Origin of the sequence: Escherichia sp. E4930 (assembly GCF_005845405.1) — a bacterium.
Lineage (GTDB): Bacteria > Pseudomonadota > Gammaproteobacteria > Enterobacterales > Enterobacteriaceae > Escherichia.
This window is the reverse complement of the sequence record NZ_VCDZ01000047.1, coordinates 1-9,354: the sequence shown is the minus strand read 5'-3', so window position 1 is coordinate 9,354 and position 9,354 is coordinate 1. Positions and strand designations below refer to the sequence as shown.

Sequence of the window (9,354 nt, the reverse complement as noted above, 5' to 3'; positions counted from 1 at the left end):
AGTGATACGAAGACAGAACTGAATGCCAATATTGATAAGGCGAAGAATGACGCGATCAGTTCATCTAACAGTTACACTGACAGCAAAATCAGTGATACGAAGACAGAACTGAATGCCAATATTGATAAGGCGAAGAATGACGCGATCAGTTCATCTAACAGCTACACTGACAGCAAAATCAGTGATACGAAGACAGAACTGAATGCCAATATTGATAAGGCAAAGAATGACGCGATCAGCTCATCCAACAGTTACACAGACAGTAAAATCAGTGATACGAAAACAGAGCTGAATACCAATATCAACAATGCCAAAAATGAGGCAATTAGCACATCAAACAACTATACGGATAAGAAATATCAACAAGGTATCAGTTATACAAATGAAAAATACGAGCAAAGCATACAGTATGCTCAAAATGCGGCTGATAAAGCTGAACAAAATGCGAATAACTATACTGATAACCGATTTAATCAGTTAAACAATCAGTCAAATCAGCGATTTGAACAATTGAATAAAAAGATTGAGCGTGCTGAAAAACGTCTTAATGCCGGTATTGCAGGTGTCGCCGCAATATCTTCAATTCCATATGTAGCTGAGAATAATTTTTCATATGGTGTTGGGCTTGGTAATTATCAGAATGGAAACGCAATTGCTGCGGGTATTCAATATAAAACATCAGCAAATACAAATGTGCGCCTTAACGTCTCATGGGATTCATCTCATAACACTGTCCTTGGTGCAGGTTTTGCGGGTGGCTGGTAATAAACTATCTACGTGAAAGGAGATAAAAAATGAAAACATTAGTTTATGCAATGATTCTGTCGCTGACTACCTTTTCTGCTTTTGCAAAACAGAACTCGGCTAATAGTCAGAAAACAGGAGCAAGTAATGTTGAAAGACAAAGCTATGAGAATACTGATGCAGGAAAAAAACAAGCTGAATGGATGAAAGGTAAGTTTGTTAAACCTGATTGCTCTCCTTCTATGAATCGTATTGGTTGGTCAGAAGGTTGTAAGTAATCATCAATGATAACCTCGCAGATTCCAGATTTTAATCTGGGATTTGCGGGGTTGAACAACCGAAGGGCGTTAGTGATTTTTTGGTAATAAGTCCAGACTTGAAAATGAGATAAAGGAAACCACTATGTATCTGCATATTGTTCCTAAACTTTTTCATCGCATGGCTAATAAATGTAGCCTTAAAACCATTTCCATACCTGAACTTGATTTTATAATTGATAGTGAATCATTGTCTGTAGGCAGACCGTGGCCTAATAAATGTTTATGGGTTGGAATGCGAAAAGGAAGAAAGTCAGTTAATGGCCTTGTTTTGCAAACAGATAAAAAATTAAGATGGTTTACTACTATATACACCTGGGATATTGAAGATATGGGATTAATATATCATCGGGTCAATACCTATATAGAAGATGATGATTTTGATATGGTATCACAGGAAATTCTATTAAATGGTTCTTTTGATAAGTGGAGTGACAGGGTGCATTCAGCTTATGAAAATAATCCTCCTGCCAGAATTCAGCCCAAAATGGAATCTTTATTAAATAAACCTGGTGAAAGCAGCCATGATATGTGGGAAGAGTTCGAATGGGGAGACTTCCTTCTATCCAGAGAGGAAAGCCTTTTACTTCACACTATTCAGTCTGAACGATTAAAAACGGACTTCTCTTTATTCAAAAAACAACCATCTATTGAAAGTGCATTAGTTATTTAAAGGATAATAAAATGAGACTTTTTATTGCAGAAAAACCCGCAGTAGCGAATGATATTGTTAAGGCGCTTGGTGGCAATTTTACTCGCCATGATGGCTGGTTTGAAAGTGATAACGCAATTGTGACTAACTGTTTTGGTCATATTATCGAATCACAGCCACCGGAAAACTATAATCCTGAATATAAAGTCTGGAAAGTTGAAACGCTTCCTTTACGTCTTTATCCCGTGAAGTATCAGCCTGTCGAAAGTGCCGCAAAACAGGTTAAAACGATTCTCGAACTTATCAGCCGTGGAGACGTGACTGAAATTGTTCACGCTGGCGATCCTGATGATGAGGGACAGCTACTGGTTGATGAAGTCCTGGAATATGCAGGCAACACAAAACCCGTAAAGCGCGTTCTGATTAACGACAACACGCTTCCGGCAGTGAAAAAGGCACTGGCAAATCTTAAAGACAATCGTGATTTCAAAGGACTTTACCTTAAGGCGCTGGCGCGTTCAGTTGCCGATGCCGTCTATGGCTTCTCTATGACTCGTGCGTACACCATTCCGGCAAAAGCCAGAGGATATCAGGGCGTTCTGTCTGTCGGGCGCGTCCAGACTCCCGTTCTTGGCCTCATTGTGAATCGTACCCGTGCTAACCAGAACCATAAATCCAGTTTTTACTACACCATGACCGGAGTCTTTCAGCGTGGTGCTGATGTTCTCAGTGCAAACTGGAAACCAGGGGAATTTGCTCCGCTGACAGATCGTAAATTGCTTGATAAGGCATGGGCAAACGGAACGGCGGCATCTCTTGCGGGAAAACCAGCCACCGTTGAAGCGGCAGCAACTGATGATAAAAAAACTGCCGCACCGTTGCCATTTAACCTGGTCAGGCTCCAGCAATACATGAACAAAAAGTTCAAAATGACAGCGCAAAAAACGCTGGATGTTACGCAACAACTACGCGAAAAATACAAAGCGATCACTTATAACCGCTCTGATTGCTCATATCTTTCTGATGAACAATTCAGCGAAGCGCCACAGGTTATCGATGCCCTGAAATCAATATTTCCTCAGGCGCTGGATATTGATTCCGCACGTAAAAGCAAGGCGTTTAACAGTGCAAAGGTGACTGCGCATACTGCGATAATCCCGACAGCCAGTGTGCCTGATGTTAACGCACTCAGCACCGACGAGCGCAATGTTTACCTTGCGATCGCACAACACTATCTTGTTCAGTTCATGCCTGAAAAAGCATACCAGGAAGTATCGGTTGCCATTCAGTGTGGTGATGAGTCGTTCTATGCTCGTGCCAGAAAAACAACTGACAGCGGATTTGAGGCATTTCTTGGTGCGGAAACCACAGACGAAGGTGAATCAGAAGATAACGATGATTCCGCTTTTGAACTACTCTGTAAAATTCGCACAGGAGAAACACTGACGACAAAAGAAGTTGTAGTTAATGAGAAGAAAACGACACCGCCGCCATTATTTACTGAAGCCTCCTTGCTTGCTGCGCTTGTTCGTGTCGCGGATTTTGTCACTGACCCAACGATTAAAAAATTGTTGAAGGATAAAGATAAAGACAAAAAAGATGAACATGGCGGCATTGGTACGCCAGCTACCCGCGCAGCGATTCTGGAAACGTTGAAGAAGAGGAATTATATCACGCTGGAAAAAGGAAAACTCATTCCGACAGATACCGGATATGCGCTTATTGATGCTCTGCCGGATATAGCTGTTAATCCAGATATGACAGCATTATGGGCTGAAAAACAGGCTGCTATTGAAAATGGTGATCTGACGGTTGAAGAGTTTATTAATGAGCTTTACGGTGAACTGAGCGGCATGATTACAGATGTTGACCTGGGCGAGATGAAAATTGAAGCAGCAGCGCCAGCAGGCCAATCTCAACGCCTGAATGCTCCCTGCCCTTCCTGTGGTAAGCAGATTGCTATCAGGCCAAAAGGTTATTTCTGTACAGGATGTGAATTTAAAATCTGGAAGAACTTCTCTGGTAAGGAGCTTTCTGACAAGCAAGTAGAAATCTTGCTAACAAAAGGTATTACAGGAGAGTTAAAAGGGTTTGTTAGTTCCAGGACGAATAAAGAATTTTCGGCTAAAGTTAAATTACTTGATAACGCAACAGGAAAATTAGGGTTTGAATTTACCCCCAAAAAGTAGCAATAGTTGATTATCCCTTGTTCTCCATATAACATCCAATGGCACGTCTGAAGCGTCCGATTAACCAGGGGTGGTTTGTCAGTCTTCAGATTGTGCTATTTGTTAAACTTAACTGCATATAAAGATAAGTTCATATTGTGTCCTTTACAAGGAGATTATGAAATGGAAATGAAATTTTTTGAAGTGAAAGAAGGTTATTATATTAATATAAATTATATAGTATCAATATATTATGACAAGACTGATGTTGCTACTGTTACTCTTACAACAGAAGAGGTTGTACACTTAAATGCTGTGGATGCTATACGTCTGAAAATGTTTTTAGCAAAGTATTTAAACACCAAATAATTAACATCTTTTGGGAACGGAAAAAGACGCAGTAGGCAAATGATAAATACAAAAAGCCCGACTAATCGGGCTTTTTGCTTTCCGGTTCTGAGTTGGTTGCTCTGACCAGAGGATGGCTATCAATATCCAACGTTTATATAGTAAGTCAGATACTTGGCTATGTCAAAGTTAACGAAATAATTCGTTCAATTGGTAAACGTAATCCAAATCTATTTCCTGATGGTGAGCGTAAAGTACATTTTGAAATAAACAATCCTGAATACAAATTCCTCTGTGTAGATATTAACGTCGAATCCAAATAAAAATCTCTCTTGGATGCATCTTTATTGAGATTAGTTCAGTTGAATGACAGGTACAAAAAAGCCCGACTGGTAATCGGGCTTTTTTGTGCTTTCCGGCCTTGAGTTGGTGGCTCTGACCGGAGAAGGTTACTCTACACCTAACGTTTACATTTTATTCACTATGGTGCTGTAAAGCAACTAAATGTGGTTAAGGAACCACATTTAGTTGTGTAACGGGTGTTTTGTGTAGCGTATAATCAGTCAGTTAGTCATGTAGTTGGCTTGTAATCCTGCTCTTCCCGTATCTGCGGGTATGAACGATTTTAAAGTCCTGGCTGGATAAACAGGTGGTGCTGTATTCGGTGCTCTGGCAGGAGGAGGTCACTCTACACCTAACAATGCGAGAGAGCCGTTGTGACAGGCAGTGTATGAGTAAGCAACGGTGATTTCCTCCAGTTTTACTGGAGAAACGGATGATTAATCTGTTAATCATCGTTCTCAGGGCTGTGGTCGCCGTTGCAAACGCGCTGATTGCAATTCTGGAACTGATTCGCCAGTTCATCGACTGATGACAGCGGAAACGTAACTAAGGGCAGGAAGTGAACCGCTTCCTGCCCTTTAACGTACTGTGACATTTTTCAAAAAAACTCACCAATATTCTCCTCGGCAGAAATGACATAACTCACTGTAAAATAAAAATCATCTAAACGCCGGCTTTGCATTGAGCGCGTTGGCCAACGCCTTTATCAGTTGCGACCGCACCAGATAATTTGAAGAAGATTTCCCGCATCACCTGGACATACAGGTTATTCTGTCCAGATCTCATTAGTTACAACATACACTGAATTTATTTCCTTTATCTGGTGCTCTGCTCCGGCATACGCGCCCATATCCTGGGTCATTCAGGATAACTTCCAGATTTCGTCCTGCCCTGCCGTTCATATCCGCCTGGACAAAAATGCATTATCGGAAAAAATGTCCAAAATTTTTTTTGGTGATCGGAATTTTTATTGTCGGACGCACCTCTGCTCCAGGTCATAATTGCTGACACATCCCAAAAAAACAGGTGCGGAGATTTAAAAATTGAGTCACTTACCCGCCAAAATTTTCCAGATTTCACGTAGCGACGCCTGGAATTTAACCATCTCTCCCGATGCAGCCCGTAATATGCGGGATCTGGCGGCGCAGATTGGCGCAGGAATGCCAAAATATCTGATAGCACCGGAAGTCTCACTGCTTCTCTCCTACATTGATGATCTGAGCATCCGTATGTACTTTGAGACACTCTGGAATACCGGAGCACGACTGAATGAAGCTCTGGCGCTGAAACCTGCTGATTTTATGCTGACTCCGACGCGCCAGTACCCGCAACCCGTGGTGATCCTGAAAACACTCAAGCAACGTATAAAAGAAGCAGAAAGAAGACCTGGACGACCGACCACCAGGCATCCGCCATTACATCCTGATCCGCGATACAGAAAACCACCGGAGCCTGCTGTAAGGCTGGTTCCTGTTCTGGATGCCGGATACGCATTGCGTATGCGGGAATACCTGGCGACCTGGAAAAAGCGGATCAAACATCAGCCAGTGTGGGACATAACATCGAGACAGACACCGCTGAACTGGATAAACACCGCAGTGGCACGGGCAGAGCGTGACGGCGTAACATTTTCGGTTCCGGTCACGCCTCACACGTTTCGCCACAGTTACGCCATGCACCTGACAATGAGTGGCGTTCCTCCGCGCGTACTGCAATCCCTGCTGGGACACCGTTATGCAAGAAGCACCGAGATTTACACCCGTATTTTTTCGCTGGACGTCCTTACAGGAAGTGGCCTGTCCTTTACCTGCGATCCACAGCTTGCAAAACAGCTTCTCGGATATCCTGAGCGTCTCAATGGTAAGTAATAATACACACCATTAGGCTATTGCCAGCACGCAATTGTACGGTTATACTTTCATCACAAAAGATTGTGTATTAATACACACCATTTAGCCGGGAGGATTTTGTGATGGGAAAAATCATTACAGTTGCAGGGCATAAAGGCGGCATAGGCAAAAGCACCGTGCTTTGTTCCTTATGTGTCTGTGCCATCAGGAAAGGGAAAACAGCCTGTTTCCTGGAAACAGACTCGCAGGGAAGCATCAAGGACTTCATCGAGGAACGTAAAACCAACGAGCGGCTGTCTGAAATACCGTATTTCGAGTGCTACACAGATATTCCGGCGATGGCACGAAAACTGGCTGCCCGCTTTGATTATGTGTTTGTTGATACGCCAGGAATGAAATCTCCGGCCTTCGTTAAGGCACTGAGTTGTGCTGACATTCTGTTCACATTCATTGAGCCAGGAGCAGGCATCGAGATCAACACGCTGGGACGGCTGGTTTTCGACATTAAAACAGCACAGGCCGGAGTCAATCCGTCAATGAAAGCATGGATTGTCCTGAATAAGTGTTCAACTAACCCGTCAGACAGTGAAGCGTCAGAACTGCGCCGACAACTCAATGATGATCCGGACTGGCTTCCGGTTCCCCGCCAGCGTATCTATATGCGTACTGCGCATAAAAAAGCCTATAACAGTGGTATGGGCGTACACGAATACGATGATAAACGGGGAAACAAAGCCCGTGGCGAAATTGAGTTACTGTTAAAAGAAACGGGTATTCTTTGATGTGTATTATTACACACTAAAAGCAAGGGAGATGTATGCTCGCCCATTTTCTGTTTGTATCCAATATCAGCCCCTGGCAGGGATGGCTTTTTCTTACTGTCGCAGTAATAACCATTGCTGCCGGATGTATTTCCATCCACGAAAACAGAATGCACTTCTCATGGACAGATGCGGTTATGGTTCTGATTTATTGTGGTCTGGCAGGTTTTTTAGCTGTTTGCGGTATACGGGCGCTTGGGCTTATCTGAATAGCAATAGTGTGTATTGTTACACAACAAATAACAGGAAACAGGAAACATAACATGCTCAGTCTTTTTCTGTTCTTATCACTATTGATACTCCTGATAAGGATATTCTCCGCCAGGCTAATAATTCCGGCTGTGTGCGTATTTCTGCCTGTGTCATCACTCTGGATGGGATTTACTATGCTCAAACAACATGAATCCCCTTGCCTGAATAGTTCAGGTTGTGTTTTATCACCATTTGCTCAGTTCAGCACCCTGATCGGATGGCTTTTTATTGCTGTATCAATATTAACCACATGTGCTTGCGTATGTTTTCTCCGTAAAAATAAGAAACGCTGGTCATGGCATGATGCACCTATGCTTCTACTTGCAGGTGGCCTGGCAATTTGCGGCACCTGGATGCTGGAACTTCTACAGCTATAAAAAGTGTGTATAATTACACACTTTACAAAAAGCAGGATACCTTATGGCAAAGCTCCCCAAGAAAATAGATCAGGAAATTAAGCCACTGGATTTGCGCCAGTTTGTAAGTTCTGCGGCACAAAAACCGGCATCGGCATCCGCAGTAACGCGTATAAATCTGACAATGACAGATGATGATCTCGATACAGCGCAGGAGTTCCAGAACGAGTACGGTGCAAGCCGTGCTGAAGTTATCAGGGCGGCACTGGCAGCTCTACGTCTGGTATCAGCAGAAGAACGCCGGAGGTTGTTTGATGATATAAGGAAAAACAGTCCGAAGGCCGGAAGACCAACCGTTAACAAATAGTTTGATGTTGATGTAAAGGAAAATCAGATGACGGGATACAGATTTTTTTTGATTTTATGTGGAATTTACCTAAATCTTTTTATGTTATTAGCATTTTACTTATTACCTGATGAAGATAGTAAATCAGTTGGGATTTTATTATACTTAACTTTCGGTTTTTCTCTGCCATTAATATTTGTCTGCTATAACTGGAATAAAAATTCTGAATGATACTTAAGCCTGCGAATGAGTGGGCTTTAAGAAACGATGAAATGAGATGGACTATAATCCTCACAGGAGGAGTTTAACTCTATGGAACAATGCATCTTTGATTTAGGAATTATAAGCTATAATCCAGTTATTACATGGACTGTACCAGTTGTATTTTTCTTTTTAGTATTGATAGCTGGTATAGTATTCAATATTGGCAGGAGAAGTAATCTAATCGTTTTTGCCCTGGCAATATTGCTCCCATTAACAACGGTTTTCATTTTTATGTTACTGGGCGGTAAGATCGATATGTGCTGAACCGTTGCGGTGTTCTAGTGAGAGCGTTATTTAAACTTCAGATTTAAGCCCACGAATTAATTTCGTGGGCTTTCTCTTTATCGTTCCTGTTCAGATTGCTGCTGATTTTGCTGTTCTGCTTTTTCCTGTACGAACTGTTGTTCAAGACGATCTTCTGCTACTTCGCGAGTGAAATCGTGATGTAACAATTCGGCTTCAGTCTCCTGACGGTTAAACGCTAATCCCTCGGCTTCAAATTTAGCCTGATAGCGATCAATGGCATCCAGTATCAAACCATCCTGCTCATTGACATCACGACCTTGTGCTTTTTCAAGTTCATGTCGTGGAACAGGTTCCGCTTCTTTAACGGCAAGTTGCTCTCCCATCATCCCTAATTCTTCTCTGGTTACAGATTTAACAATAACTTCCCTTTTATCCAGATCATGAAGCATTGCAGTATTATTTTTATACTCAATAGCTTCAGAAAGCGATTCGAACTTCTTAACAGGCTGGTTGAGTTCATCTTTCGGGAACGAAACAACATATACAGGTGTACGGGTGTATTCCTTGTATGAATCAGCCAGGATTTCGTAGGGTTTATCAAATTCTGCTGTCAGTTTTTCTGGATAAGAGGACAGCTCGCTGGCCGCT

At 42.4% G+C, this 9,354-nt stretch carries 9 protein-coding genes and 1 pseudogene; 9 read left to right on the top strand and 1 reads right to left on the bottom strand.

What is annotated here, in order from left to right; all coding sequences use genetic code 11:
* The 9 genes from FFT88_RS24475 to FFT88_RS24425 all read left to right on the top strand — a co-directional run.
* Positions 1 to 765, top strand: a 765-nt coding sequence (locus tag FFT88_RS24475; protein WP_171026938.1) for a YadA-like family protein, incomplete at its 5' end; no start/stop codon positions are given.
* Between the two features lie 29 nt (positions 766 to 794).
* Positions 795 to 1,022 (top strand): hypothetical protein, encoded by a 228-nt coding sequence (locus FFT88_RS24470; RefSeq protein WP_000855410.1) that lies wholly within the window; start codon positions 795 to 797, stop codon positions 1,020 to 1,022.
* A gap of 124 nt (positions 1,023 to 1,146) precedes the next feature.
* Positions 1,147 to 1,734: a DUF6012 family protein gene (locus FFT88_RS24465; RefSeq protein WP_130261063.1), complete on the top strand. Its 588-nt coding sequence runs from the start codon at positions 1,147 to 1,149 to the stop codon at positions 1,732 to 1,734.
* A gap of 11 nt (positions 1,735 to 1,745) precedes the next feature.
* Positions 1,746 to 3,902: a type IA DNA topoisomerase gene (locus FFT88_RS24460; RefSeq protein WP_130261062.1), complete on the top strand. Its 2,157-nt coding sequence runs from the start codon at positions 1,746 to 1,748 to the stop codon at positions 3,900 to 3,902.
* A gap of 162 nt (positions 3,903 to 4,064) precedes the next feature.
* A complete protein-coding gene (locus tag FFT88_RS24455) occupies positions 4,065 to 4,250 on the top strand; it encodes a hypothetical protein (RefSeq protein ID WP_130261061.1) in 186 nt (61 codons plus the stop codon).
* A gap of 754 nt (positions 4,251 to 5,004) precedes the next feature.
* A complete protein-coding gene (dqlB, locus tag FFT88_RS25905; protein ID WP_000609147.1) occupies positions 5,005 to 5,100 on the top strand; it encodes a DinQ-like type I toxin DqlB in 96 nt (31 codons plus the stop codon).
* Between the two features lie 514 nt (positions 5,101 to 5,614).
* Positions 5,615 to 6,439 (top strand): tyrosine-type recombinase/integrase, encoded by an 825-nt coding sequence (locus FFT88_RS24445; protein ID WP_130261059.1) that lies wholly within the window; start codon positions 5,615 to 5,617, stop codon positions 6,437 to 6,439.
* A 104-nt stretch (positions 6,440 to 6,543) separates the two neighbouring features.
* Positions 6,544 to 7,203, top strand: a complete 660-nt coding sequence (locus tag FFT88_RS24440; protein ID WP_130261058.1) for a division plane positioning ATPase MipZ — start codon at positions 6,544 to 6,546, stop codon at positions 7,201 to 7,203.
* A 711-nt stretch (positions 7,204 to 7,914) separates the two neighbouring features.
* Positions 7,915 to 8,217 carry a hypothetical protein gene (locus FFT88_RS24425; protein WP_001096503.1) on the top strand — a complete coding sequence of 101 codons (303 nt, stop codon included), beginning with the start codon at positions 7,915 to 7,917 and terminating at the stop codon, positions 8,215 to 8,217.
* Positions 8,218 to 8,801: 584 nt separating this feature from the next.
* Here the strand turns inward: FFT88_RS24425 and FFT88_RS24415 are convergent.
* Positions 8,802 to 9,354 (bottom strand): annotated as a pseudogene (locus tag FFT88_RS24415) (relaxase); the annotation flags it as partial.